This window comes from Parabacteroides gordonii MS-1 = DSM 23371 (assembly GCF_000969825.1).
Classification (GTDB): domain Bacteria; phylum Bacteroidota; class Bacteroidia; order Bacteroidales; family Tannerellaceae; genus Parabacteroides; species Parabacteroides gordonii.
The window spans coordinates 189091-214045 of record NZ_KQ033920.1 but is presented as its reverse complement, the minus strand read 5'-3'; the positions used below and the strand labels follow the sequence as shown (position 1 = coordinate 214045).

Here is a 24955-nt window from a genome sequence, read left to right as displayed (position 1 = left end):
CAGGAGTTACTCTTTATCGAATAACCCTTTTATTTCCCGATCAAAATCGGATTCAAAAAGACGGTCCTGCACAATCCGGTATTTCTCAAACTCCGACTCTGCATACATTTTAGCTTCTTCTGCACTGACTTTTCCATTATCGCTTAACAATGCCCGGTCATCGAGACTTAAGATACGGTCTAAATGCTTCGCCCAGTCTTCCATAGTCATAGGAATATGGCGCTTAGCACGACTTTCTGCCAAATCAAGAAATGCATTTACCAGATGCCCCATATCGTCCAACTCTGCCTCTTTCAGATAATTCTTAGCAATAGAAACGTCAGTCTTCACAATCTTTCCATTCGGACTATTTTCCCACGTAGTTAACCCCATATGTTCTTTTTCTGCATTGGCTCTCTCCCTTATTAATTCAGCAGCAGTATGCCTATGAATAGCAAACTGACGAAGAACAGCTGTACACCATTGCCTGAATTGAGTGGCACGAACCGAATTTACCCGATAACCAACAGAGATTACGGCATCGAGATTATAATGTTGTGTTTGATATATTTTACCATCTTCCGCAGTATGTGCAAAAATTGCACATACTGAGTCCTTATCTAATTCTTCAGCATCAAATATTGATTTCAGATGTTTAGTTATTACAGTTCTATCTACATCAAACAAAATTGACATTGCTTTCTGAGAGACCCACAATGTTTCATCCTTATATACTATTTCAACACCTTCTTCCTTATCTTGAAGCTGAAAAATAAGGAACTCCGCAGTACTATTACGTATCTGCAACTTCTTTTTATTGTTACTCTTCTCTTCTTCCATAAAGTAAGAATTTAACTTCTGGGATTTAGTCTGTACAATCGTACTACAAATATAAAGAATTAATTCCACTACAAAGCACATTCGCTCCTCTCTTTCAGTTTTTATCTTTATCTTTGATAACTAAAAACGAGTACATTCAGAACTGTTCAAATAAGATGAACCCAACCAAACTAATTACCTCACTCAAAGCGAACCGTAAAAAGATACTTCTTTTCTTTTTGCTGTTGATTGTTCTTTTGTGGGGGATAATGTATCTATTGGTTCCCCGTACCCTGTTTCCTGTCCCCTATTCCACCCTGCTCTATTCATCCGAAGGCAATCTGCTAGGGGCCCGCATTGCTCCGGACGGTCAATGGCGGTTTCCGGCAACGGACTCACTGCCGGATAAATTCATTACCTGCCTGACAACGTACGAAGACCGGTATTTCTTTTACCATCCCGGAGTCGATCCGGCAGCTATCCTGCGTGCAGTCTATCTGAATGTCCGGTATCACCGGGTAGTAAGCGGAGGCAGTACGCTGACCATGCAACTCGCCCGCCTGGCAAGAGGTAACCGCGACCGTAACGTTTATGAGAAAAGTATCGAAATGTGTTGGGCGCTCTTTCTGGAAACGACCCACAGCAAGAAAGAATTACTCAACCTGTATGCCTCCCACGCCCCGTTCGGTGGAAACGTTGTAGGCATCGAAACAGCCGCCTGGCGATACTTCGGACGCAGTGCCGCCGATCTGTCGTGGGCCGAAAGCGCTACCCTTGCCGTATTGCCGAACTCCCCCGCCTTGATCCATCCGGGACGAAACCGCAAACAGCTGAAGGCAAAACGGGATAACCTGCTGCTCACATTAAAAAACAGAGGAATCCTCGATAACACCGAATACGAGCTATCCTGCATGGAGCCATTGCCCGAAGCCCCAGTCCCATTGCCCGACGAAGCTCCCCATTTGCTCGAACGGCTTGCCGCCAGTGCTCCGGGAACACGTATCACTTCCTCTGTGCACTACTCCCTGCAGCAGCAGACACAGGAACTGGTCAACCGTTACGCCCGCGAGTTCGGCTCCAACCATATCCATAACCTGGCCGCCATCATTGCCGATGTAGAAACCGGAGAAGTGCTGGCCTATGCCGGCAACGCCAGTTTCCGGGCAAACGAGAAACGGGGAAATCAAGTCGATATCATCACCTCTCCCCGCAGTACAGGCAGTATCCTGAAGCCTTTCCTTTATGCCGGAATGTTGCACGACGGACAGATATTACCCTCTACCCTCGTATCCGATGTCCCGTTAAACATCAATGGCTTTATGCCGCAGAACTACAACAAGACATTCAACGGAGCCGTCCCTGCCCACCGGGCTATCGAACGTTCGCTGAATGTACCTTTGGTTCGTATGCTGTCGCAATACAATACAGGCCGGTTCATGGCTTTACTAAAGGCCTTGGGAATGACTACGCTCCGCTTTTCGGAAGAACATTACGGGGCTTCGCTTATCCTGGGCGGTGCCGAAGGAACCTTGTGGGATATATCAGGAATGTATGCTTCCTTATCCCGCATTCTTACCCACTACCGCCCATATAACGGACGGTATAACCCGCAGGATATCCACCCGCTGACTCCTTATCCGAATAAGGAAAAGAACCCGATCCGTTCGATTACGGATAAACGCCTTACCGACAAACCGCTTTTGTCTGCCGCTTCCATCTGGTTCACTTACGAAGCCATGTCCGCCCTGAACCGTCCGGAAGAAGAAGCCGACTGGCAACAGTTTGAATCGATGAAACAGATAGCCTGGAAAACAGGGACCAGCTACGGCGGGCGTGATGCCTGGGCAGTCGGAACGACTCCCCGCTATGTGGTCGGCGTATGGGTAGGAAATGCTTCGGGGGAAGGCCGTCCGGGGCTAACCGGTGTAGGAAATGCCGCCCCCGTCTTGTTCGACCTCTTCTCCCTGCTACCCGGAGGGGGATGGTTCGATATGCCTTACGATGAACTGGAACAAACCGCTATATGCCGCAGCAGCGGACACAAAGCCTCACAGATATGCGACCAGGTGGATAGCTTATATATTCCCCGCTCCGGTATCAACACCCCGATATGCCCTTATCATAAACTGATACATCTGTCGGCCGACGGACGTTTCCGCGTGAACAGCTCCTGCGAGTCGATAGACCGGATGATTACCCGTCCCTGGTTCGTCCTGCCCCCCTCGCAGGAATATTATTATCGCAACTACCATATCGACTACATCCCGCTCCCCCCTATCAAACCGGGATGTGAACAGACACAAAGCCAACAGATCGAACTGATCTATCCGGAGCATAACGCCATACTATACTTACCAAAAGGATTTTCCGGCAAACAGGAGAAGTTCATCTTTAAAGCCGCCCATGCCCGCCAAGATGCTACCATTTACTGGCATCTCGACGACACCTATCTCGGAGAAACCACCAACAACCACCAGATCGCCTGTTCAGTGCAATCCGGTAAACACCTGCTTACCTTGATCGACAACTGGGGTAATCAGCGCAAGATACTTTTCGAGGTAAAGTAACCCCTATACATTTTTATGAGCACGCCTCCGGCCAACAAACAAAAACCAACTATGACCAAGATCGGGAGACTGATATTTGTGGAGCGGCGGGATTCTTGTTTTTGGTTATTTTCTGTGGTTAGTGCGGAATAGGATTGCTGTGTGGTGGTGATAGCAGACAAGCTGTCTGTTTGGTTTCTAACCTGCCGGAGACGAGCGACGGTGATACTTTGCAGGGCTTGCCTGCCCGAACTGTCAGGTGGAAGATAAACGGTTTGTTTCAATTCCCATAATTGCGAGTCACAAAGGATGGAACGGCTTTGATACAACAAGCTATCGGCACCATCGAACCGGATGGAGTCATACCGGATATTACTTTCCGATCGATGTATATTCCTTAACCCGCACCCTGTGAACAAACAGATAACACAAACCATATAAACAAGCACCTGCATCCGGTTCCTGCCGGATTGCTTCAATGACAGATGCAGGAAACGGCGGTGTTTGTATAAGATCGCCTGGTCGAAAGGTAAGCCCGACCGCATCAACAGTTCCAGCAACTTCTCCGGACCTTCGGGAGTATAGCAATCGGTTGCCTCCCCCTTCACATGCTGGCTCGTAGCCACACCACCCACCAAACGGTTCACCTCTTTATTCCGGTAACCGCTCAGGATGGCGATCGGCTTCTTATATAATTGCCGCAACGGTTCCAGTAGACAATTTGCCAGATGTTGCAACGAAGCCCTTGCCTGAGCAGGCGGTTCATTGGCTATTGCATTCTCTACTGCGGTACGGCTATATGTAAGCTCTTCCAGCGTGAAATGTTCACTTAACCCGGTCTTTTTACTTCTACTTTCCATTGTCATTGATTTTAAATTTATAGGTATAATCAACCCCGAAAAGGGCACCCGCAAACGTACTGATCTCACCGAAAGCCACCAATACGCTGTTATCGATCAATCCCTGAGGATCGATCCAGAATCCGCTGAAGAGGAGAACAATCCCGCTCAATGTGAGCAGGATTGCAATAATCAACTGAACCGTCAACCGTTTCATAGTCATTCACTTTAACTGTTAACCGCTACCGGTCTACTGCCAGTTTACTCAATAACCGGTCTGTCATCCTCATTCCCTCCTTCATCCTCTTTCTTATCGTCAGGAGAGATTTTCTCAAAACTCGTACGTCCTTTAGCCACACGCAACGCCTTCCCCGGAAAGAAACGAACCTTCGGTTCGCGGATCATATTGGTAGCAAAGTCTTTCCCATCCGTTACACCATCCGATCCGAAGTTATAACGAAAATGCCCCAACTCACCAACCTGTACCCTTCGTCCATGCTGCATGTGGCGTACCAGTACAACGACCATACGGTCGATTACCGCTTTCACTCCCGCACTACCCACGCCGGAACTGTCGGCTACCTCTTCCACAAATTCATCGAAAGGAACATAATCGCCACACACCATCTGTGCATAGATTTTCTCCGGTACTTCTTTCTGATCCGGTCCCATGTTCTTTCTTGTTACCAACTTAAACTTCATTGCCATACTAATAATGTATTAAATGAATAATATCTTTGTTACATGTCCGCTGTCGAACACATAACAAAGATAAGAGAACGAGTTTATGACCTGTCTTCGATAATAGCGACAGTATTACACAAGCTACAAGAGGTAAACTACGCAATATCACCTTATCGTTTATATTATCGCCGTCATATTCCCTGTCATTTATATTTATTTTACACGAGGTTCGCGTGTACCCGGCTCATTGGTGACGGGAGTCCACTTATTCAGCCAATTAAGGTCTTCGGCTGTGAGGGTTTGCTTACGCAATTTGTCACCAAGGGTTTCGATGGAGTTGATATGGCCGAATGCCAGTTGATAGCAAAAGGACAAATGCACCGTGGACGGTTTGTGTTCGGCTTCGTAGACTTCCATCTGGCCGATAAAACGCAGGATGATATCCGATGCCTGAAGATCGAACTGTAAAGTTCCGAGTACGGTGTTTTCCAGCAAATGATCGAGCGTCCGCTGCCAGTCGCGGGTAAAGAAATGGGTAAGGAAAATCTGGTAACGAACAGTCAGGTATTCCCATTCGCAAAGGGCCACTTTGTAGGCAAGGCGACGATAATAAAAACGTCTGACAGGGGGTAAATCACTCAGGATAGTTTCAAACTTACTGACGGAAGGAGCTTCCTTTCCGAACAATGCTCTTAGTTCTTTATACATTATATATAACGTTTAGCAGGATGGGAGAATTCCCTTTCCTACTCCGGTATATGTGTACAGAGAAATAGTTCAGATTTTGACAGATATGAGTCTTTGATAATAGCGACCGGTTGTAACTGGCTCCCCTCTTGAGAGGGGGAAGGGGGTGTGTTATAATCCCGCCTATAAACGGGCCTTAATTAATAACACATTAATATATTTAAACCATCCCTATGTTTTTTGCCGGTTTTATCTACTGGCATTTACACACCCCCTACCCCCTCTCAAGAGGGGAGCTGGTTACCATCAGTCACTAATCAGATAGCTCAATATTTCCTAAAACTCAGCTATTCCTGCTTATTCAACGCATCCAACAAGTATTTTCCCGGACGGAATTTGACGCTGATGCGCGGGGGGATGGTGACGACTGCGCCTGTTTTGGGGTTGCGGCCGTCGCGCAGGGTTTGAGGCCAGGGTTTGAGGGTGCCGAAACTCTGAAGGTTGATGGAGTTGTCTTTCGACAACTGCTCTGTTAATACTTCGATAAACATATTCAGCAATTCGGTTGCTTCTATCTGCGTGCAACCACGCGCTTCCTGGATGGCACGGGCCAGTTCATTCTTATTCATTGTTTATTAAGTGTTTTTGATTTTTACACAACGGACTCCCTGACCGTCGGAATGTGCGCGGGTTCCGCCGGCACTAGTATCCCACTGATAATCCTTTCTCCCTCCATACGTTCTGGATGAATAGCCACCAATATAAGTAGAAGTCCAATATATACCTTGCACACCAATACCATCGGGTTGACCCGTCGATGCATTTCTGAAACCAGTGTAAGGCCAAAACAATCCTGTATCAGTAATATAGAAGCCTTGACGATTACCATAATAACTAACATTGCCACCACCAGGAATTGCCGCTTCCGGAGAAACACACCAGCCTGCCGGGCAGGGATCAAAAAAAGTTTTTGTCGACGACCACAAATCACTTTTCGCAACCATACCATACCATAAACCTGCATTCGAAATGAATGCAAGCGGATTCTGCATCGCATTATCAAACATATCGTGACTATTCGCAAAAGTTGCATCAAACTGCTTTCCTGTAGTCTCGACCCTCTCCCCATTCGCATCAAACATAGGTGTTAGGGTACTCTTTTCCACAAACGTATTTGCCGGAACAAACGGATCCTTTCTTCCCCACTGGTAAGACATACCAAAGCAGGTGACATTTGCACGATCATTAGATAACGCACCGGGACTTCTATCCATCCAGATATAGTTGTTATATTTATAAACATACCCATTATCAACTGCTGCACTAGTTTCAGTCATAGTGTTATAGTCTACCTTTTTCACCGAGTAATCCGTTATCCAGATATGCCAGCTCCACAATATCTTATTATTTACATCATAGGCTGCAACCAACGCATTTCCTGGCTTATTATCTGTGGTCAAACGTATTTCTCCACTGGAAGTCAGGTTGTAGATATTCTTTACCAATCCCGGTTCCGTTTGCCAGACCAATCCGACATGGTCAATCTTACCATTTTCTTTCGTTCCCATCCGATCGGCATACGATGTCCAGTTGGTGGAAGCCACATATACACCCGCTGCTTCATACGGGTTAAAGGTCAGTGTCGAACCGGGTGCTGCCATATAGCAATTCGCTCCGGGTAGCGATTCCATTGTTGACGATGTTACCCGACCGTCACCGGTATTCATACCCGTCAGATTTAATACCACATTATATACATAGTTACCTTTCAGATTAAAATCATTGATCGCGTCGTCTCCCGGATAAAAGCGGTAATAAACTTTACGACTCTCTCCTCCGCTTGTAGTGTAATTACCTTCCAGCAAAATATAGGTACAATACGAATCAGGAACATTACCTGTAATCTTGCCGGTTGCCTGACCGGTAGTATTATTTCCCGTTCCCCGTTTGTTTTCGGGTATATACCACACATACCCCTTCTCTATATCTTTTAAAACCGGATAGAGATCGGAAAAGCCGACAGATGTATCTGTCGTTTCCGACGTCGATCCCAACGTCATCGCCTGAGGAACCGACAGCAACTGCAACCACACCGGATCAAAAGTATCTCCATTCGGCAATTTATCTGTGTTATAAGTAAAACGAATTTTCGCAAACCGACGGGTCAATTTCACCGCTAAAGTGGGGCCGGTAACCACATTTGTATTCGCAATCCCGGTCATAACGATCCCTTCCGATAAACTACCCTCCCGACTGATTGACAACAATTTTCCTTCCAAATCGGCAAGTGTTCCCGTAAAATTGGCCAGTACATCACCGACATTGCTGATAAAATAAAGAAATTGAATAGCCTGTGATGGTGACTGCATCAGGCCGATAACTAACTCATTCAATCTCGGATTCTTGAATGTGCGGACTACAACCATCGGTACATTCGCATCGGTTCCATCTCCATCAAACTGTATAACAGTCAGATCCTTCACTTCCGCCTCCGCCTCTGTTGTTCCTTCTCCGCCCAGCATTGCACCGTCTGCCCGGGTGGCCGGTTCTCCCACCAACGGATCCACCTGCAAACAGCAGTTTATATTTACAACCTTGCGATTGTCCGTTCCCGGCTCCGGCTGTACGGTCTCCTCCGTACACCCCGTAGACGCGCCCCAAATGACAATCAGTAAAAACAGTTCACCAATCAACCGGACTCTATTTCTCTTTTTCATATCCATTTCTCTTCTTTGCTCACTTTATTGTTTGACACATCTCACGGCTGCTCCCCAGGCTCCGGAAACTTCTGTTGTAGAAGACATACCATTATTAAACTGAAAAACAGACGGCATTGTGGCACCGAAAGAGGCCGACCAAAGACTTGTATAACTTTCGTTGTAACCCATCGAAGTGTTATCCAACCGCCCGGATTTCGGATACCAGGCAGGCAATTCCCCTCCGTCGACATTCCGGGTAGCTCCCAAATCACTAGAGACATCCCATGAAAAGTTTACTCCCCAGTTAAAAGTATCCCATGCCGCTTTTGCAGGCACCTGCCAGCCGGCCGGACACGGATCGAATACCGTCTTATTGCCCGATTCCGTCCATAAGGTAGTCAACGCATTTCCGCCATGCCAAAGGCTGGTCGACTGATTCAGGAAAAACACGGTAGGATTTCCGACCGATTGGTCTATATTCAAAGCGGTACCCATATCAGCAGAACTAACCTCCATCCCCCCGGAAACTATAACCCCGTTTCCCGTATAAAACGGATCTTTCCTTCCCCACTGGTAATAGAAGCGGGGACCTTCTTCTCTTTTTGTCGTGCTCAATGCTCCCAGATTGCGATCCATCCAGAAGCATTCGGCATATTGCTGTATTTTACCTTTCGTGCCACTCCCATCGAGTACCCCGGCATACGGTGTCACCCAGATATGCCAGCTCCAGAGAATCGTCCCGGCTTCGTCGTAAACGGCGATCAACGCATTTCCGGAAACACCGGTTGCATTCGGTACAACAGAGACCATTCCCTGAGAAAGTGATACCGACTGAAGCAACCCCTCAACTGTCTGCCAAAGGATTTTCACTCCGAATATCCGGCTGAAACGATCCTTTATCAGCTGGTTCTGATACACGACTCCTGTACCGGCAACGTCCGTACCCGGAGCCTGATAAGGATTAAACAACAGTTCGTTGTCAGTCTCCGGGGCTACCACAAAACAATTGGCCGGTTCGATTTCCTTAAAATTGCGCTTCGAGACTCGTTTATCGAACGAGTTCACCCCCTTTATAACAGCATGAATAGCGTAATCCCCATTCCGCTCGATCGTATAGTCGTCGGTAATATTCCCACCGGGATAAAACCGGTAACTGGCTAATTGGGTTGGCATATTCGGAGTGGTGTAGATACCCGACAGTTCCACATAGGTACACCCTACTCCATCATTAGGGGCATGGGTTGCGTCTTTTTCATAAGCCGTTTTGCCTGTCCCTTTCTCCTTATGCCGGTTCAAAGGGATATACCAGGTGTATCCCTCTTCGAGTTCGGAAACAATAGAAGTATAGTTTTTAAAATTACCGGCAACCTTTTCCGGATAATCCATTTCGGTAGTAGCATCGATAAACCCGTCGGCATACTTCAATTTATTGGGCACATTTCCTATTTTCATGGCTAAAGGAGTAAACTTCGTCCCCGTTATCGTCAGTTTCCTTTGCCAGGTAAAACTGATACGCGCCACCAACCGTTGCAGGTTGACCTCGACGGCATCTCCTGTATTTCCCGTGGCAGTAAAAGAGGCTTTCACCGCCGCAATCATCATCATATTATCTTCGCTCATTGTCTGCTGGTCGAGTTCCACCGTTTCCTCTCTGAACGCTCCGAGCGTTTTTCCCTCGTAATTCTGGAATTTAGCTCCGGCATTGGCTATAAACACGATATATTGTTCTTCATTTTCCTGAGAGCGCAAACCAATGGAATAAATATCACCCTCCTCCGGTTCCGGTGAAAGAATATAACGCGAGGTTACACATTTCACAGTAGAACCATCGTTTCCACCTTCCGTATTTCCATCCCAGTCAAACTGCAGAACCGTCAGGTCATTAATAGCCAGTTTGGTTGTTCTTTCCTCTACCGTCGGTTCTGCTTTCGTCATTCCCTCGACACATGCGATCGACATAAGCGGTTCTTGTCGCAGGCTAAAAGAAACCGGTACCCACTCTTCCTCCATTCCTTCGTCCGGATGGTTAGCCCAACCATCGGTCGAACAGCCGGTGGCAAAAAAACATGCCATCCATGTGCAATACATAGCAACCCATTGTTTCATCCTATATCTCCTCCCAACTCTACCAGATCTCCCCATTCATTAACCTCAAAGCGATGTTGGATTTCCTGTTCCCCGCCTCCCACTTCGTTCTGACCGTTATTAACCGAATTCCAAGGAGTGACCGTTATCGTAAACCCGACAAAATCCCAACCATAATTCACTTCAAACTGATAGCTTTTGCCCGGCTCGAATGCCAGTTTATTGATGGTTGCCACAACCTCTTTCTCTGTTGCTACCTCCTCATCCGTTTCTTTTACATCTAATGTGATGGTAGCCTGAAACTGAGCGGCAGCCCGGGGGAAAATAATCAAAGGATATTTTTGAGTATTATAGTGTTTCCCGTTTTTCCCTTCAGGAGCCTCTGAATACTCAAACTTATCCTCCCCGCTATTATCAATCGTCAATGTACCATTGTTCGTTGCAGGCATCACCCACTCATTTTTCGGCAACTTATAGTTATTGTCCTGGGCCGCTACCATACCATTCACTACAATTTTTTTCACCTTAAACGTTTCGATCGGCGAACTGGCCGTCACCACCCGTACGGTAAAACTGACTTGCGAAGTCAAATGTTCCAGGCTATTCAGCGTAACACTTGTCGGCTCCGGCAGCATCTGTGCCCGGGTAACCGACCCCAATGCATCCACACCGGCAGCAACCGTTATAAAACGCCCATCCTCCGATAAACCGGTACCCGGAACCATCGTACAAAAATCGTAGGTCCCGGCAGAAAGATATAAGGGTGTCGCATCATTTGCCAATCCGAGGCCACCGGAAATTACCACATATTGACTTTTCCCTGCCATCTCTTTCGTATCCGGGTTATAAGCGGCTATCATCAGCGTTTCACCTTCTGTTAGTGCTTCGCCTTCTGTTGCACGGGTCATTACATCTACTTCCGGCAGACTGAACGTCACCGGATAGAGTTCCTTCCCGTCCGGCACGATTGTATCTTGCCGGCAAGATGCCAGCAGCAAAAGAACGATCCATATATTGTTACTCTTTTTCATATTCATACTTATTTCTGAGGCTGATTATTTCGGATCCAGTTCGATCTTATCCATATCCACGCCAAACTGTTCCCAGGGTATTATCGTCGGCAGGCTGAATGAAGCGGCATAACGCGCGATTGTCACTTCGTATGCATAACTGTATCCTCCCTCCAATGTGAGTGTTTCATTTGTTTTCGGCAGGATACTCGCCATATAACTTTTAGAGACTATCGTTTTACCAGATTCAAAGCTTAAATCGGTAAAATCCAGCTTCAACGGAATACCCCGGGTAGAAACGGTTACCGGCAGAAGGATAAAGGAGACAGTAAATTCGGATGAAGGCGACGGAGAGTTTGCAGCGACAGCCTTTTTTGTCTGCCCGTTGGGAAGATCGCCCGGAACACCCCCCGTTATCAATGCAGGACCGACGGATCCGACGGACAAATCGATATAACTGCCTGTCGGATCAGTATCGGCAATACTGACCGAGAGAGCTGCGGCAGACAGATAGCCACCCTCGGCTGCCGGTTTTACGGTCAATATGATTTGGGTTGCCAAATGACGGAAAGGCAAGGAGACAGAAACATCAGCACTACTACTTTTTATATTGGCTACTGCCATCAGATAATCGACCCCATTGCGAAGGGTGGCTGTCTGATGACTGCCGTTTGGTGTGGGCACGGCATCCGTTGCACTATTGGTCGACAGGGCATAAAAATAATAATCCAGCCCAGTTTGTACCTGCATAAGACCGCCTGTTTCCTTCAACACCGCCGTTGCTTCCGTATTATCGACTGTATACATATTGGAAAGCGCAGGTTTTTCCGATGTCTCGGAAGAAAGAGCACTCGTCCAGGCATGTACCGTGACGTTCGCTCCCGTTTCCAGTGATTTATTATTACCCGCAGCGGCCGCTTGGGTAGCCAACGCACCTGCCGTAGCCATAAAGCTGATCGTTATGTCGTCGTTGCTTGTCTGTTCCTGTCCGTATTCCTGCGTACAGGCTACAGGAAGCAGCAGGAACAGGCCGATAGTTATTGTTGTTGTCAGTTGTTTCATGTTTTCTGGATTTAGTTTGTTTTTGAATCCGTTACGCCGCCTACTACGCCGGAAGTTCCGCTTTTCCAATCTTCCACTGTCACACCGGAGAAAGTAATTACATTACCTTTCAGGATCAGCGTATAGCTGTTTCGTTCACCGGAATTCCAGCCGTTAGAGGCATCAAGCTGTCCGGTATAAGTATGGGTTGCCACGTCCGTGTCCCCCACTTTAAGGTCTTTAATAACGACCTTTATCCACATCTTTAAGGATCCCCCTGCTTTCAATGGTAACATATTGTAGGTGGCTACCTGATTGGCCGGGATGCTCCCATTCACATTTCCAACCTTCTCTACGGACATTATTGCCATTTGATCGGTTTTTAATCCATCGACTTCAGAACCACAGTCTAATGGCTGCAATCCTATATTATTGCTGACACGAACCTGGCCGTCTTTCAGGTACATATAGGCATCTGTCACATCAGTTTGTTGTACCCAAACATCGGCAAGGTCAAACTTTTGAGCAGCTGATTCATCTGCCGCACAGGCATTTTTATCGAACTGCACAGTCAGCTGAACCTGGGTTCCTACATGCTTAAATATCAAAGGGATATTCTGACCTGTACCGAATTGTATCTTTTTTTCTGCAACAGCGTGCAGATAATCGATACCATTAACAAGTGCAGTAGTACTCTTTGAGTCGTCTGTCGGATAGCCTTCATTTGCTATGGTATTAAACTCCGGAGCTTCTGCCGTACTGCTATTTGTTGAAACGGCATAAAACCCGAATTTCCCTGCAGGAAGAATCATATCTTTGGCCTCCGATCCCTCAGCAGAAGCCACCGGAGCCAGTGTCGTTCCGTCTGGATCATTCGCCGTATATTTTTTGCCCCCTTCCATGACTGGTGCCGTCACCCCAGTTTTTTGCTGATAGGGATAAATACGCACTTTGGCAGATGTCGTCAGTCCGTTGTTCTCAGACCGCGTCCGGGTCGAGGTAAAGAAATGGATTTCCGACCTGGGTTCCATATCCGGAATATCGACCGGTTCTTCATGGCTACAACCGATAGCCAGCGTCAGGCAAAAAGCCGGAAGCAAAAGGCCTGTCAATCTGTGTATGTTCATTTGATATTTCATGATTATTCCTGTTTTAACGTCGTCAAAAATCTTCCGTTATATCACTGTCGGATATATTACCATTCGTACCTCCCGTCCACTCTGTGACTGTCAGGTTATTAAAAGAGACATCGTTTCCGGTAATATTTACCTTGTAATCATATTGGTTTCCGGAAACTAAACCGGCCTCTGTATTCGGGATAGTGAGGGTATAGACTTTATTGGTTTGTACCAGGTCGGCAAACGTGATGGACGGGAAAGTAATCGTAACCGGGATATCCTGTTTTCCCGACAAAGGCAACTGGATATAAGAGGCGGTAAAACCATTGTCGACTGAGCCTGTACTTGTAACTTTCGTATTATTATTCTCCACCTGCGCACCGGCAGTAATCACCGGATTAGCCCCCAGCGAGATCTTCGTGCCCGCAGGGTTGGTGAGAGGTAAAGCGAAGGTGGGAGCCGTTGCCGCTGTCGCCTTATCGCTACCGCTGCCACAATCGATCTTCAGGTCAATGCGGGTAGCGAGACGGAAAAAAGATAGCGAAATGTTCTGCGGCGCTTCGGGTGAGGAATGGAGCGTACTGTTCACGGCACAATAGATATAATCCAAGCCATTCTTCAATTCACCAGTATAGGAAGAGGAAGCAGCCAGGGCGGGCGGATCCTGTCCCTCGGCATTGATAGCCAGTGCAAAAAAAGCATAGGTACCGACAGGGAGATACATTGTGTTGCTGGGGTCGGCAGGCTCCATATTTCCCCCTGATAGTACCTTATACCGACGGGTAACCAAGGGGCTTCCCGACGGAGCAGTCGTATTTGCCTGTTTATAGACATGAACATCTATAAGCGTGCCTTCGGCTAAATTCTCGGAAACTCCCTCTGTAGCCTTCGTCGTCAGATCGATCGTGCTGCTGAAAGAGACGGCCACCAACTCCTCGGGTGGAGTTGGCACAGGTTCTTCACCCCGCTGCTCTTCATCGGCGCAGCCGGCCAACAACAGGATAAATATTGTATATATTAAGGTAAAAACGGGTTGTCATTGTTGTAAGATTAAGATGCAGGCTCTGGTTCTGTCGGTGTTAAAGGAGATTCTTTCACCCCTTCCTCCCAGGCTGTCACCGTTGCTCCCGTAAAGGAGATCGTGTTTGGCTTCAGGGTGGCAGTATAGGTATATTTCTTACCGGCCTCGAAAGCATAACTACCGGATGCCGGAGCTGTTAATTTGGTGGTATATGTTTTGGATTCGCCGTTTGTATTAGCTATCGTATAATCATGCCCATCTATCTTTACTTTCACTTTAAAGGTAACAGTCAATTCGTGAGAATGACTATCATCTTTTTTAGCCAAAGGAAGTATATAATAAGAGGCGGTAGCTATTTTTTCGTTACCATATCCACTCGTGCCTTGCACTGCTGTTGTTATCATATTAGATGCTGTAACACCAGAAACAACACCTGCTGCCGGCGTTATTACTCCGGTAGATAACGACATCTTACAATCAGTCACAGCAGGTGGCATTATGGTAGCATTATCATTATCTGTCGCAGCATCACCTTCCCATGAAATCAGTTCTATACCGGAATTTGCGGCTGTTTTCACAGTAATCTCAATGCAAACGGCTTTATGGGCTAATCCTAAAGTAATAGATTTTTCAGTGTTTTCTATATCTTGATTCGCAGCTTGTGCCCAAATATAATCCACTCCATTTTCTAAATCAGAAGATGTTCCTTTTGTAAATGCCGGAACCTCTTTTGTCGTGGAATTACAGGAAACTGCATAAAAGTCGTAAGAACCTCTAGCCAGATACATGGTATAACTGGATTCGCCTGTGAAACCGCCGCTACTTGCAGCATATTTGCCGCTAGCTATAGCTGTTTCAGTTGCATCATGTGCATACGCTGAAATCGTAACTTTTACCCCGTCTGCCAAATTTGTTGTTCCACTCTTTGTCTGTTCCATATCCAGTCCTCCGCTGAAATTGACTGCATATTCCCCTTTCTCGTTGGGGATGGGGGTATCACTAATTTCCTCGGTGGTGCATCCGGTGGCTGCTAAAAGCAGGAAGGGGATGGATAGTAATAAATTCGTAGTTGTCATATTGAGTCGTTTTAATATTAATACATCTGTTATTCTATTCATTATTAATGAACTTCGGTATCACCGACATCTATCAGCGTCCAAGCGGACAGCGTGGACTTGAAGGTGATGGTGACAGGGTTGTCGGGGGTATCCGGAACGTCGGGGACATCCGGGTCGGGGTCGGGGTCGACAGGGATATCGGGAACGTCTGGGATACCCGGCGTATCCGGGTCGTTCGGATCATTCGGGTCGTCGGGTTCATCCGGTTCATTCGGTTTTTCCTCCTCGTCGGCTGTGTAGCTGACTGTATAGAGATAAGAGACACCGGCATTCAGGCCACCGGCGGGCAGGGTCAGAGCAACGCCTTTCTGTTCGGTGGGCGAAGAATCGTCGCCACGGGTGGCACTTATATCGAAGGTGTAAGATGCTCCGGTTCCTTCCGACGGCAGCAGCATGAGCTGTCCGGGGACAGATACCGTGCTGCCGGCAGCTATTTCAAGGTCACCGGCCGGGCCATACAGGGCATAGGTCTGCCAGTCGCCGGGCGATAGCCATTGGCCGCTGGCAATATCCAGCGTGGCACTACCGGGGCCATGCAACCGGATGGCATGAAGAACCAGCTTTTTCTTTGTATGGTTCGCTATTTCCAGTCTGATCTGGGTCAGGGCATGGTGGAAAACAAGTTGTTGCGCTTCGCTGCTTGGCTCGCAGTTTTCCAACGGGGTAGCGTACATATAATCTATCTGGGAAGCAAACGTGCAGGCCAGCACCGGAGATGTACCGGACAAAGAGAACACCGCATCCGCTGTGTACGGATAGTAGGCATAAAAGCTATACCGGGCATTCTCCTTATAATACTGTACCGGTTCATACGTAAGCCCGCCAACTCCATCCGCACGACACGCCTGGTTATCCATCAATCGGGCATCATCCGGAGTAGGTACATTGCCTGCGGTATTCTCTAAGGCAAACACACCGACTTCCGCCCCGGCGGCAAAGCCGGAGCCACTCACCGGGCCACTTTTGCTACCGGGACCCGAAACAAAGCGGATCACCCCGGGAGCGTTCCCTGTCCCGGTTCCTTCGTCAGCAGAGCAATTCCACAGCAGGAGAGCCACAACGCCCAGTGTAAATAATATCCTTATATCTGTGTTCATATTGATTTTTTCCTTTGTCAAAGTTCGACAGGTATATCGGGGCCTTTCTCATTCTTCCATTCAATGATACGGACAGTCCAGCGTACATCATCCGCGTCGACATTTACTTCTATCTCCACATCGCTTCCCACCCCTTCGTGCAGGTCGTCCAGCTGATCGGAGATATCCAGTTCGATGGTCTTGCCTGTATTGTCGGCATAACGGATCGTCAACTTCAGGTTTTTCTTCTCCACGGCCGGATCGTTCAACAGGCCGAAGATACGTACCTGACCGGCAAACTGTCCGCCGGTACGTTCAACAGGGATAACGACTTCCCCACCGGACGAAGTTACCGACTTGCCGGTACTCAGGTTGAGTGCCGTCGCCACATTCAACAGACAGGCAGACACATCCTCCACCGGACGGCCGGTTATCTTCAGACTAAAGGCAATGCGGTGAACCATCGGCCGCGGGACAACAGACAGCTCCACGGGCCTGGCGGCAGACACTTCGCAACGAGCCAGTGACGCAGCAAACAGCCAACCCGGCTGACCGGCAGACTCCGCAGCACGGCTATCGGCAGTCAGATAGGCTTCGGCCGTTTCGTAACAATCATCCCCACGAAAACCAATGCCCGGTGTCGGACGATTGCGCAGCAACACCCGGTAAGTCCCTTCCGGCAGTTCACCGCTGAAAGAAACCGTATCCGACTGCCGGTCGTACACCTGGCCATCGGCACCATAGAAACGCAAAGACATCCCTTCACCGGACTTGATCTCCGCAGGAAGTTTGTCCCAGTTATAAGCGAGCCGGACGTTCCCCACCGATACTACAGGATCGGTTTCCTCTTTCCGGCAGGAAGAAAATACGACGGTCGCCAGCAACATAAATACCGACAAACTCAATCCCCATACATATATATCCCGATCTGACATTTTTTTCTGCTGTTTTAGCCTCTTTTACGTGTATCTCTATTATGCATAGAGATACAGCCTTCATAAACAACTAATTATCAAAAGGATAAAAGACATCGTTAGGGATTGATAGTTTTTATTCACAATCGCGATTTTGTGAAAGAAGCTGAAATTGATAACATTTTTTGATTGGTTAAATATTCTTTAAACCTTAAGGGTCAACCTATATTGAAATTGAATATTTTCTATCTTTGTATCAGTTTTTAGTTAAGTAAATATAATGTATCTCTATGCATAATAGAGATACAATCCTCATCTTAGAAGAAACTTTGATATTCATGCTATCTATTTATCTTCCAAATTCAATTTCATTTTAGCGTTATTTATATATTCCAGCGCTTCTGGAGAGTCTTTAGAGAATGTCAAAATGATGCATTTATAGGGCATGTCATAACAATATCATCGAATATCGGGCACATTCGTAACACGTTCTTTTTCACTAATTCCTTTATGGGAGTCGTTCAGGCGTCTTTTGCATCCAAAAGTACCTGTGTTATGCCAACCAGCACGGTCATAAAGAGAACTACCCGGCTGCTATTTTCAACCAGCCGGCAGGTAACAGGCATTCACCCGGCAGCTGATGGGAATTACTTGCCGGGTAGTGGTAATCAGCTGGCAGGTAATTCCGCTTTTTACCCTCCCGAAGCAAGAAATCAGGCACAATCCCTCCCTTCAGCTTTCCGGAAGCCAAACAAAACGGTTCAATTCTAAAAAGATATTTTGGTGCTATTCGATAAGAATAAGTAGCAGCCGCAGAAACCGGCCGGGAGTCTATTGGAAAAGTCATTACAAATAGTTCGTATTATATCTCCCTCCCTCTCTTTCTGTCATTCCTTAACTTCAGGAGAAGCGAATATTTGAACCATCCCCCTACCCGACGCCTGTAGAAAGGCTTCAGGGGGGAGGATGGTTGACAGTTTGACAAATAAAGGGTTGACCCTATTCCAAATTTATCACTTTGTGATTCAATTTTTTCAGTACTGCTTCATCAAAGAAGTCCAGATAGATTTGCGTGGTTTGTTCGCAGGCATGTCCCAGACAGGTACTGATCGCTGCTGTCGGCATCAATTTGTTGCGAGCAGCGGTAGCCCAAGAGTGCCGGGCCATATAAGAAGACAGTGATTCGGGGATTTTTGCGAGTTCAGCTATTTTCTTCAGATGCCGGTTAAATGAGACCAGTGCACTCCGATAGCGTTTGTAGTTTTGTGCACGGTCTACTCCATCCGACAAAACAGGCCAGATATACTGGCTGGTCGTCCTGTACCTTTTGATTAGTTCCTGTAATTGGGGTTCTGCGAAAACAGATACCGGACGGCCGGTTTTTACACGCTCATAACAGATCATTTCATGCCGTACCTCTTCATGTTTCAGATTCACCATATCTGCAAACCCCATGCCACAGGCATAGAAGCTGAAAAGAAACATATCCCTCGACATGGCAAGCGACGAGCCTCCATCCAGGTCAAGGTTCTTGATTCGTTTGAGCCATTTCCGGGGAAGCGACCGTTTGCGGGTAGGCATTGACTCCATCGAGATACCGGAAAAAGGATTCGTACGGGGCCTTATCACCTTTTCCTTCACTGCCCTGTTATAGATTGCCCGCAAATTGCGTAGATAATAATGAGCGGTATTCTCACAACATCCCTGCTGTATCAACCAATTCTCATACTCCTCCAATAGCGCAAACCGGAACATCTGAAACGGTATCCGCTCACTCTTCGTAAACTGCACCAACGATTTCACACTGCTCCGGTAGGCTTGGGATATCCCAAACCTTCCATCCTTCTCCATCTTGTCAATAACCCCCAGCGCATAAATCACAAACCCATTACGCGCCACCCCTTTCCTGATACGATTAATTTCTTCCATACTCATTTCTTGTTTAAATTGATATTGGCATGGAATATAACAGAAAAAACGGGGGGATAGGTTCGGAAGATACCACTAAGGAACAATTTACTATGCAAATATAAAAAGCACCGGGACAAATTGGAGAATAAAACTTACAGGATATATTAATATAATGTATATTTGGAAGCTTTATTCTGTTTTAGTCGACTATAATGCAGAATAGCTGTCATCAACACAGTAGAAACATGTGATTTGGAGAGTATAAGAGGTAGATGATAGTTGTCGATCCCCAAGGTATTTCATACAATTGAAGGTCGACAACTATCATTGACAGAAAAGAAGGAACAAACAAGGCTAGGAGGTATTTAGAACAGGGGAAATCTATGGTTTCTATAAGGGGTTTAATTGTACCTTAGTGGTATTTAAAGGGTGTAACTGTTCCTTTGTTTTTAACAGCATAATAGGTTTAATTGTACCTTAGTGGTATTTAAAGCACATACCAGCTGCGCCCCCCAAAGGGCCAACTTGTGGTTTAATTGTACCTTAGTGGTATTTAAAGATTCCGAGCAAGGCAGCTCTGATATGTCGCCTGTAAGGTTTAATTGTACCTTAGTGGTATTTAAAGGGACTTTATCCTTTCCTTTATATACGCTGTTTTCTGGGTTTAATTGTACCTTAGTGGTATTTAAAGGGGAAGATTGTACAGCCAGCAACTTGGAAATAGGTAGGTTTAATTGTACCTTAGTGGTATTTAAAGTAAATAGCGGCAGACCCAGGGGCACGGCCAATCGCGGTTTAATTGTACCTTAGTGGTATTTAAAGTCGATCCTACAAAGCCGATAACTTCCCCCTTTCTCAGGATTAATTGTACCTTAGTGGTATGAAACATACTTAAAAACCGGAAGGTTCCAGGGATGAGGACAAGGCTTAATTGTACCAAGTGAAGATATATAGTTTTTCATTATCTTTGTTTTAACGTAGTAATTAATAGGTAAACAACAATGAACGAACAACAGCAAAATCGTGTAACTTATATCATCTATTGTATCAATGCTTTTGCAGAGCGTTACAAGTTGAGTGCAAAGCAAGCTTTTGCCTATCTGCAACGTTTCAAAGGACTTGTTTTTTTGGATGAATGCTACGAGGCCGAACATCAACTTTCGCTAAGCGATGCTGTTGACGACCTATCTGTTATCTGTAAACGAAATGGAGGAGGATTGGGATGATAACACTTTATCACGGATCGAATGTTGTGATCGAATCTGTTTGCCATTAAAGAATTGTCGATCCCCAGGGTATTTCATACAATTGCAGGTCGACAACTTCAATTAGTAAAAACGAAAGACCAAACAAGGCTAGAAGATATTTAGAGCAGGGAATCTCTATAAATTTGATAGGGGGTTAATTAATTGTACCTTAGTGGTATTTAAAGTAATAATTCCGGATCGGCAAGTGCTATCGCCTGAGGGTTAATTGTACCTTAGTGGTATTTAAAGCACAGGTTATCTTCGACACTCTGCATGTATTTTTGTGGTTTAATTGTACCTTAGTGGTATTTAAAGATGGTTACTATCATGCAACGTCTGCATGATGATGAGGGTTAATTGTACCTTAGTGGTATTTAAAGTCGATTGTAGCGACAAACGTTTCAGCCAATTTATTTGTGGTTTAATTGTACCTTTGTGGTATATAAAGCAGATCGGACAGTAATTAGGTTGCAGAAGTTTCCAAAGGTTTAATTGTACCTTAGTGGTATAAATCTTTTTCAAACTTTTTCTAACAGCGAAACTATCTGTTAATCAAAGACAATTCTCTCTTCAAAGGGAGGAGCCATCCTTTATATCAACAAAAAAAGCAATAAATTCATAGGCCAGACCAAATATATGACTATATTTGGGAGAAACTTAGTATACTATTAACTTACTTAGATTATATCTATACCTTATATAATATATAACCTAAATATAATACCAGAATTACTATATGAGAATACATTTATCAACGAGCGCCAACAACGAACTCGTACCTTTCAATTACCAGCAGAAACTTCTTGGTGTATTGCATCGCTGGCTCGGAACAAACGAACTACATGATAAAATATCCTTATACTCCTTCTCATGGTTAAAGGGAGGAAAAAGATACAAAAATGGACTTCATTTTCCTTATGGAGCCAATTGGTTTATCTCTTTTTGTGAGGAGAATTATGTCAAGACCATAATAAATGCAATCATGGACTCACCAGATATGTTTTGCGGAATGAAAGTAGAAAGGATTGTTATTCAGGAAACTCCCGACCTATCCACCCAAAATCATTTCCAACTCGGAAGCCCCATCTTTATAAAACGTTTTTGTGATGGCAACCATAAACACTTTACATATAAAGACGAGAATACCGGAGAGATGATGGCCGAAACATTAAGACGCAAAATGCAGATTGCCGGACTTCCGGAAGATCCGTCCCTAAAGATTGAGTTTGACCTTAGTTATCCCAATAAAAAAGAAAAACTCATTACTATCCATAATATCAGTAACAAATGCAGCATGTGCCCTCTTATCATTGAAGGTACACCTCTGACAAAAGCCTTCGCATGGAATTGCGGCATTGGCTCTTTAACCGGTAGTGGTTGCGGTTCAATAATCTAACAATTACATCATGTATTACGTAGTAAAATACTCAGGTCCTTTTGGATTTATCAAGCCCTGGACAGCAGTCAGGGATAGTGAAACATTCAGTCTGCAATTCCTGATAACGTCCACGATAGAGGGGATCGAAAAAAAACTTTTCCCGGAGTTACTGAATACGACGGAAAGAGTTCAAAAGATAAGCAGATACCGTCTTAACTATTGCGGGTTGGATTCGCAACAGGAACGAACCTGGTCTAAAGGCGGATTTGTCAAAGAGAAAAAGAAAGATGCACAAGGGAATGTTTATTATATTCCTAAAAACATCAGTATCATTACCCGTGGCGTTCTCCTATACCCCCATTTATATCTCGCCTTTGAGAACTATGACGATGCATCGCGCGCAGCAAAACAATCGATCTGTTTATGCAGAAATGAAGATATATTATTACCGGATCGTCCTACCGAAATGTCACCTGACGATTTTGAACAGATAGACGGTTTCGAGTGGATACCTTCTGATAAAGAAAAAGGGTTCAAAGCCGGATATAACAGATATCACGGAGGTGAAGAGATGTATGGAATATTACATGTAAAAGGTAACCCGATCAGAAGTACCCTATGAAATCTATCGACGAGATACTTGCAAAAAGTCCTGATAATGGTCATGTTTCACTTCTTGAACATAGCCTGCATACCCGGTGGGCTATCGAAGTCTTCGCCAAGCGAACAGATTTTCCTTTTGATACGGAGATAGCCCTCAAAGGAGCGACTTTACACGATTTGGGTAAAGCACATAAGTATTTTCAGAACCGGATGAATAAGACTGTTGACGGTTCCCTGTCGAACAGGCGTACTAAATTCATCCATCGACATGAATTGTCATCTTTGGCATTCCTACCAGCCTTTCCGAGATGGGAATGGGATACGCTGATAGAAATGGTTGTAGCCCATCATAAATCTATAATAGACGATCCCCGGCGAAGAGGTATTTTAGATATTGTCCCGGGGGATCGCCATTGGATAGACAATCATTTACAGGACTGGGAAGAATGGAGCCAATACGGAATACTGATATTGAATAGATTCGGATATCCATGTTCCGGAATAGATCGGGAAGAAGCCCGGCAGGCTTTACTTTATACTGTGGAGTATTGCGAATCGCAGACTTTCGGATGGTCAGTTTGGAGAGGTTTATTAATGGCTGCAGATCATTTTGCTTCCGCTTTTTCTTCATCTACTCAAAAGGAACTTGAGTCTATATTCGAAGTACCGGATCTGTCCGGCTATTTTAGAACGGAGCGGATAAATCCTCTATATCCCCTGTCGTTGATCGGGGTAGACAACAAACGCCCGCACACTTTGGTAGTCGCATCGACAGGTGCAGGAAAGACCGATTTTCTATTGAAAAGATGTAAAGGCCGCATATTTTACACCCTTCCTTTCCAAGCTTCCATAAATGCTATGTGGGAAAGGCTAAAAGCAACTATTCCCAACAAGGATATCCGTTTGCTGCATGCAACATCGAAGATCGTTGTCGGAGAGAATATGGAAGAAAGGATGTTACAACCATTGATCGGATCTAGCATCAAAGTGTTGACGCCCCATCAACTGTCGTCCATTATTTTCGGTACTTTCGGTTTTGAAAGTATCATACTGGATATCAAGGGGTGTGATATCATCCTGGATGAGATACATACTTATTCAGACTACTCGCAAGCAATGGTACTGGAAATCGTCAAAGCACTTTTAAGGTTTGAATGCCGTATCCATATCGGAACAGCTACAATGCCTTCCGCTTTATACAAACAGTTACTGGAAATACTGGGTGGAAAAAAGAATGTATATGAAGTCAAACTACCGGATGAAATACTGGACACATTCGACCGCCATCAGATATTCAAACTCGATAATGAGGACAATATCTCCCCTATCCTGGCGAATGCCTTTAAGGAAAAAGAGAAAGTACTCGTCATTTACAATACCGTCAACAAAGCGCAGGCTGCTTTCAAGGAATTCAGGAATGAATTTCCTGATATCCCCATGATGCTTATCCATAGCCGCTTCAAACGAAGCGACCGCGTTAAACTTGAAAAGCTACTGAAAGAAGAATTCAACGGCGACGGGAAAGAACACAGGAACGGGAAATGCCCCTGCCTGGTCGTTTCGACACAGGTGGTAGAAGTCAGTCTGGATATCAGTTTCGACAGGATGATTACCCAATGCGCTCCTCTGGATAGTCTGATACAACGATTCGGAAGAATAAACAGAAAAAGAGTAGCAGTCAATCACCGGGTTTACAGGCCGATTCATGTAATCGCCCCTGAAGGGAATGTGCTTCCTTACAAAATGGAGCTACTGAAACGTAGTTTCGACCAACTGCCGGACAACGGGGGTATTTTGCAGGAAAGATGTCTGCAGGAAAAAATAGACAATGTATATCGATCGGTCGATACAAAGGAGATCGATATTCACCTGGCTGTAAAAGACGGAGACTTCTCGCTTATAAACCTGACCAGCCGGACTGAAGCTGTCCTCTTGAAAGCATTGGAAATAGAAAGTGCGACCAGCATACTATCCGCCGACAGGGATAACTACATCACTGCCACCTGGGAAGAGCGGATCAATATGGAAATACCTGTTAACTGGAAAACGATCTCCCGATACAGGAACAAATACGAACAGTTGCAGGATATAGGAGCAAATCCTTTTGTCGTTCCCATGTCGCAGGCAGAGTATGAGATTTTTGGATTACAATTAGTGGAACATGATAAATTCATTTAGAT

21 protein-coding genes, 1 pseudogene and 1 CRISPR repeat array are annotated in these 24955 nt (G+C 45.7%); of the genes and pseudogenes, 6 read left to right on the top strand and 16 right to left on the bottom strand.

The features are described 5' to 3' along the window. Positions 1 to 6 precede the first annotated feature (6 nt). Positions 7 to 819 carry a RhuM family protein gene (rhuM, locus tag HMPREF1536_RS17805; protein WP_028726706.1) on the bottom strand — a complete coding sequence of 271 codons (813 nt, stop codon included), beginning with the start codon at positions 817 to 819 and terminating at the stop codon, positions 7 to 9. Between the two features lie 248 nt (positions 820 to 1067). Between rhuM and pbpC the strand changes: the two genes are divergently transcribed. After that, positions 1068 to 3365, top strand: a complete 2298-nt coding sequence (gene pbpC, locus HMPREF1536_RS17800) for a penicillin-binding protein 1C (protein ID WP_052349792.1) — start codon at positions 1068 to 1070, stop codon at positions 3363 to 3365. A gap of 416 nt (positions 3366 to 3781) precedes the next feature. Here pbpC and HMPREF1536_RS28385 read toward each other — a convergent pair. The 14 genes and pseudogenes from HMPREF1536_RS28385 to HMPREF1536_RS17730 form a co-directional block, all read right to left on the bottom strand. Next, a pseudogene (locus tag HMPREF1536_RS28385) lies at positions 3782 to 4204 on the bottom strand (D-Ala-D-Ala carboxypeptidase family metallohydrolase); the annotation flags it as partial. Beyond that, the gene (locus HMPREF1536_RS17790) at positions 4194 to 4400 is read right to left on the bottom strand and encodes a hypothetical protein (protein ID WP_028726708.1); all 207 of its coding nucleotides are present in this window, start codon (positions 4398 to 4400) and stop codon (positions 4194 to 4196) included. The pseudogene HMPREF1536_RS28385 and the gene HMPREF1536_RS17790, both read right to left, overlap by 11 nt. A gap of 44 nt (positions 4401 to 4444) precedes the next feature. Continuing rightward, a complete protein-coding gene (locus HMPREF1536_RS17785) occupies positions 4445 to 4891 on the bottom strand; it encodes an HU family DNA-binding protein (RefSeq protein WP_028726709.1) in 447 nt (148 codons plus the stop codon). 189 nt (positions 4892 to 5080) lie between these two features. Then, the gene (locus HMPREF1536_RS17780; RefSeq protein ID WP_147337561.1) at positions 5081 to 5575 is read right to left on the bottom strand and encodes a hypothetical protein; all 495 of its coding nucleotides are present in this window, start codon (positions 5573 to 5575) and stop codon (positions 5081 to 5083) included. A gap of 326 nt (positions 5576 to 5901) precedes the next feature. After that, positions 5902 to 6183 (bottom strand): HU family DNA-binding protein, encoded by a 282-nt coding sequence (locus HMPREF1536_RS17775; RefSeq protein ID WP_028726711.1) that lies wholly within the window; start codon positions 6181 to 6183, stop codon positions 5902 to 5904. 6 nt (positions 6184 to 6189) lie between these two features. Further along, complete coding sequence (locus HMPREF1536_RS17770) at positions 6190 to 8271, bottom strand: DUF4906 domain-containing protein (protein ID WP_157395706.1); 2082 nt, start codon at positions 8269 to 8271, stop codon at positions 6190 to 6192. A gap of 24 nt (positions 8272 to 8295) precedes the next feature. Continuing rightward, positions 8296 to 10341: a DUF4906 domain-containing protein gene (locus tag HMPREF1536_RS17765; RefSeq protein WP_028726713.1), complete on the bottom strand. Its 2046-nt coding sequence runs from the start codon at positions 10339 to 10341 to the stop codon at positions 8296 to 8298. Positions 10342 to 10355: 14 nt separating this feature from the next. Further along, positions 10356 to 11369, bottom strand: a complete 1014-nt coding sequence (locus tag HMPREF1536_RS17760; protein WP_157395707.1) for a fimbrillin family protein — start codon at positions 11367 to 11369, stop codon at positions 10356 to 10358. 24 nt (positions 11370 to 11393) lie between these two features. Next, a complete protein-coding gene (locus HMPREF1536_RS17755; RefSeq protein ID WP_028726715.1) occupies positions 11394 to 12410 on the bottom strand; it encodes a fimbrillin family protein in 1017 nt (338 codons plus the stop codon). Positions 12411 to 12421: 11 nt separating this feature from the next. After that, positions 12422 to 13528: a fimbrillin family protein gene (locus tag HMPREF1536_RS17750; RefSeq protein WP_028726716.1), complete on the bottom strand. Its 1107-nt coding sequence runs from the start codon at positions 13526 to 13528 to the stop codon at positions 12422 to 12424. Between the two features lie 22 nt (positions 13529 to 13550). Beyond that, entirely contained in the window at positions 13551 to 14504 is a 954-nt protein-coding gene (locus tag HMPREF1536_RS17745) for a fimbrillin family protein (RefSeq protein ID WP_028726717.1), read from the bottom strand. 53 nt (positions 14505 to 14557) lie between these two features. Beyond that, on the bottom strand, positions 14558 to 15604 hold the full coding sequence (locus HMPREF1536_RS17740) for a BF2992 family fimbrillin-A clan protein (RefSeq protein ID WP_028726718.1): 1047 nt from the start codon (positions 15602 to 15604) through the stop codon (positions 14558 to 14560). A 44-nt stretch (positions 15605 to 15648) separates the two neighbouring features. Then, complete coding sequence (locus HMPREF1536_RS17735; protein ID WP_147337560.1) at positions 15649 to 16743, bottom strand: fimbrillin family protein; 1095 nt, start codon at positions 16741 to 16743, stop codon at positions 15649 to 15651. A gap of 17 nt (positions 16744 to 16760) precedes the next feature. Next, on the bottom strand, positions 16761 to 17657 hold the full coding sequence (locus tag HMPREF1536_RS17730; protein ID WP_028726720.1) for a DUF5119 domain-containing protein: 897 nt from the start codon (positions 17655 to 17657) through the stop codon (positions 16761 to 16763). Between the two features lie 489 nt (positions 17658 to 18146). Between HMPREF1536_RS17730 and HMPREF1536_RS27700 the strand changes: the two genes are divergently transcribed. Then, on the top strand, positions 18147 to 18407 hold the full coding sequence (locus HMPREF1536_RS27700) for a hypothetical protein (protein ID WP_147337559.1): 261 nt from the start codon (positions 18147 to 18149) through the stop codon (positions 18405 to 18407). A gap of 228 nt (positions 18408 to 18635) precedes the next feature. Here HMPREF1536_RS27700 and HMPREF1536_RS17720 read toward each other — a convergent pair whose 3' ends face one another. Beyond that, a complete protein-coding gene (locus tag HMPREF1536_RS17720) occupies positions 18636 to 19565 on the bottom strand; it encodes a tyrosine-type recombinase/integrase (protein WP_028726722.1) in 930 nt (309 codons plus the stop codon). Between the two features lie 380 nt (positions 19566 to 19945). Then, positions 19946 to 20435: direct repeats of the CRISPR family, unit length 30 nt; unit sequence GGTTTAATTGTACCTTAGTGGTATTTAAAG. 113 nt (positions 20436 to 20548) lie between these two features. On the opposite strand from HMPREF1536_RS17720, the gene HMPREF1536_RS17715 reads away from it, so the two are divergent. The 4 genes from HMPREF1536_RS17715 to HMPREF1536_RS17700 all read left to right on the top strand — a co-directional run bounded on the left by HMPREF1536_RS17715 (position 20549) and on the right by HMPREF1536_RS17700 (position 24953). Further along, positions 20549 to 20773 carry a DUF3791 domain-containing protein gene (locus tag HMPREF1536_RS17715; protein ID WP_028726723.1) on the top strand — a complete coding sequence of 75 codons (225 nt, stop codon included), beginning with the start codon at positions 20549 to 20551 and terminating at the stop codon, positions 20771 to 20773. A 757-nt stretch (positions 20774 to 21530) separates the two neighbouring features. Beyond that, on the top strand, positions 21531 to 22190 hold the full coding sequence (gene cas6 / locus HMPREF1536_RS17710) for a CRISPR-associated endoribonuclease Cas6 (RefSeq protein ID WP_028726724.1): 660 nt from the start codon (positions 21531 to 21533) through the stop codon (positions 22188 to 22190). Between the two features lie 10 nt (positions 22191 to 22200). Further along, on the top strand, positions 22201 to 22794 hold the full coding sequence (locus HMPREF1536_RS17705; protein WP_052349785.1) for a hypothetical protein: 594 nt from the start codon (positions 22201 to 22203) through the stop codon (positions 22792 to 22794). Further along, on the top strand, positions 22791 to 24953 hold the full coding sequence (locus HMPREF1536_RS17700) for a CRISPR-associated helicase/endonuclease Cas3 (protein WP_044191596.1): 2163 nt from the start codon (positions 22791 to 22793) through the stop codon (positions 24951 to 24953). Before HMPREF1536_RS17705 ends, HMPREF1536_RS17700 begins: the two co-directional genes overlap by 4 nt. The last annotated feature ends 2 nt before the right edge of the window (positions 24954 to 24955 follow it).

Coding starts and splice junctions, on each gene's coding strand:
- rhuM (WP_028726706.1), bottom strand. CDS start 819: ATGGAAGAAGAGAAGAGTAACAATAAAAAGAAGTTGCAGATACGTAAT.
- pbpC (WP_052349792.1), top strand. CDS start 1,068: ATGTATCTATTGGTTCCCCGTACCCTGTTTCCTGTCCCCTATTCCACC.
- HMPREF1536_RS17790 (WP_028726708.1), bottom strand. CDS start 4,400: ATGAAACGGTTGACGGTTCAGTTGATTATTGCAATCCTGCTCACATTG.
- HMPREF1536_RS17785 (WP_028726709.1), bottom strand. CDS start 4,891: ATGGCAATGAAGTTTAAGTTGGTAACAAGAAAGAACATGGGACCGGAT.
- HMPREF1536_RS17780 (WP_147337561.1), bottom strand. CDS start 5,575: ATGTATAAAGAACTAAGAGCATTGTTCGGAAAGGAAGCTCCTTCCGTC.
- HMPREF1536_RS17775 (WP_028726711.1), bottom strand. CDS start 6,183: ATGAATAAGAATGAACTGGCCCGTGCCATCCAGGAAGCGCGTGGTTGC.
- HMPREF1536_RS17770 (WP_157395706.1), bottom strand. CDS start 8,271: ATGAAAAAGAGAAATAGAGTCCGGTTGATTGGTGAACTGTTTTTACTG.
- HMPREF1536_RS17765 (WP_028726713.1), bottom strand. CDS start 10,341: ATGTATTGCACATGGATGGCATGTTTTTTTGCCACCGGCTGTTCGACC.
- HMPREF1536_RS17760 (WP_157395707.1), bottom strand. CDS start 11,369: ATGAAAAAGAGTAACAATATATGGATCGTTCTTTTGCTGCTGGCATCT.
- HMPREF1536_RS17755 (WP_028726715.1), bottom strand. CDS start 12,410: ATGAAACAACTGACAACAACAATAACTATCGGCCTGTTCCTGCTGCTT.
- HMPREF1536_RS17750 (WP_028726716.1), bottom strand. CDS start 13,528: ATGAAATATCAAATGAACATACACAGATTGACAGGCCTTTTGCTTCCG.
- HMPREF1536_RS17740 (WP_028726718.1), bottom strand. CDS start 15,604: ATGACAACTACGAATTTATTACTATCCATCCCCTTCCTGCTTTTAGCA.
- HMPREF1536_RS17735 (WP_147337560.1), bottom strand. CDS start 16,743: ATGAACACAGATATAAGGATATTATTTACACTGGGCGTTGTGGCTCTC.
- HMPREF1536_RS17730 (WP_028726720.1), bottom strand. CDS start 17,657: ATGTCAGATCGGGATATATATGTATGGGGATTGAGTTTGTCGGTATTT.
- HMPREF1536_RS27700 (WP_147337559.1), top strand. CDS start 18,147: ATGGGAGTCGTTCAGGCGTCTTTTGCATCCAAAAGTACCTGTGTTATG.
- HMPREF1536_RS17720 (WP_028726722.1), bottom strand. CDS start 19,565: ATGGAAGAAATTAATCGTATCAGGAAAGGGGTGGCGCGTAATGGGTTT.
- HMPREF1536_RS17715 (WP_028726723.1), top strand. CDS start 20,549: ATGAACGAACAACAGCAAAATCGTGTAACTTATATCATCTATTGTATC.
- cas6 (WP_028726724.1), top strand. CDS start 21,531: ATGAGAATACATTTATCAACGAGCGCCAACAACGAACTCGTACCTTTC.
- HMPREF1536_RS17705 (WP_052349785.1), top strand. CDS start 22,201: ATGTATTACGTAGTAAAATACTCAGGTCCTTTTGGATTTATCAAGCCC.
- HMPREF1536_RS17700 (WP_044191596.1), top strand. CDS start 22,791: ATGAAATCTATCGACGAGATACTTGCAAAAAGTCCTGATAATGGTCAT.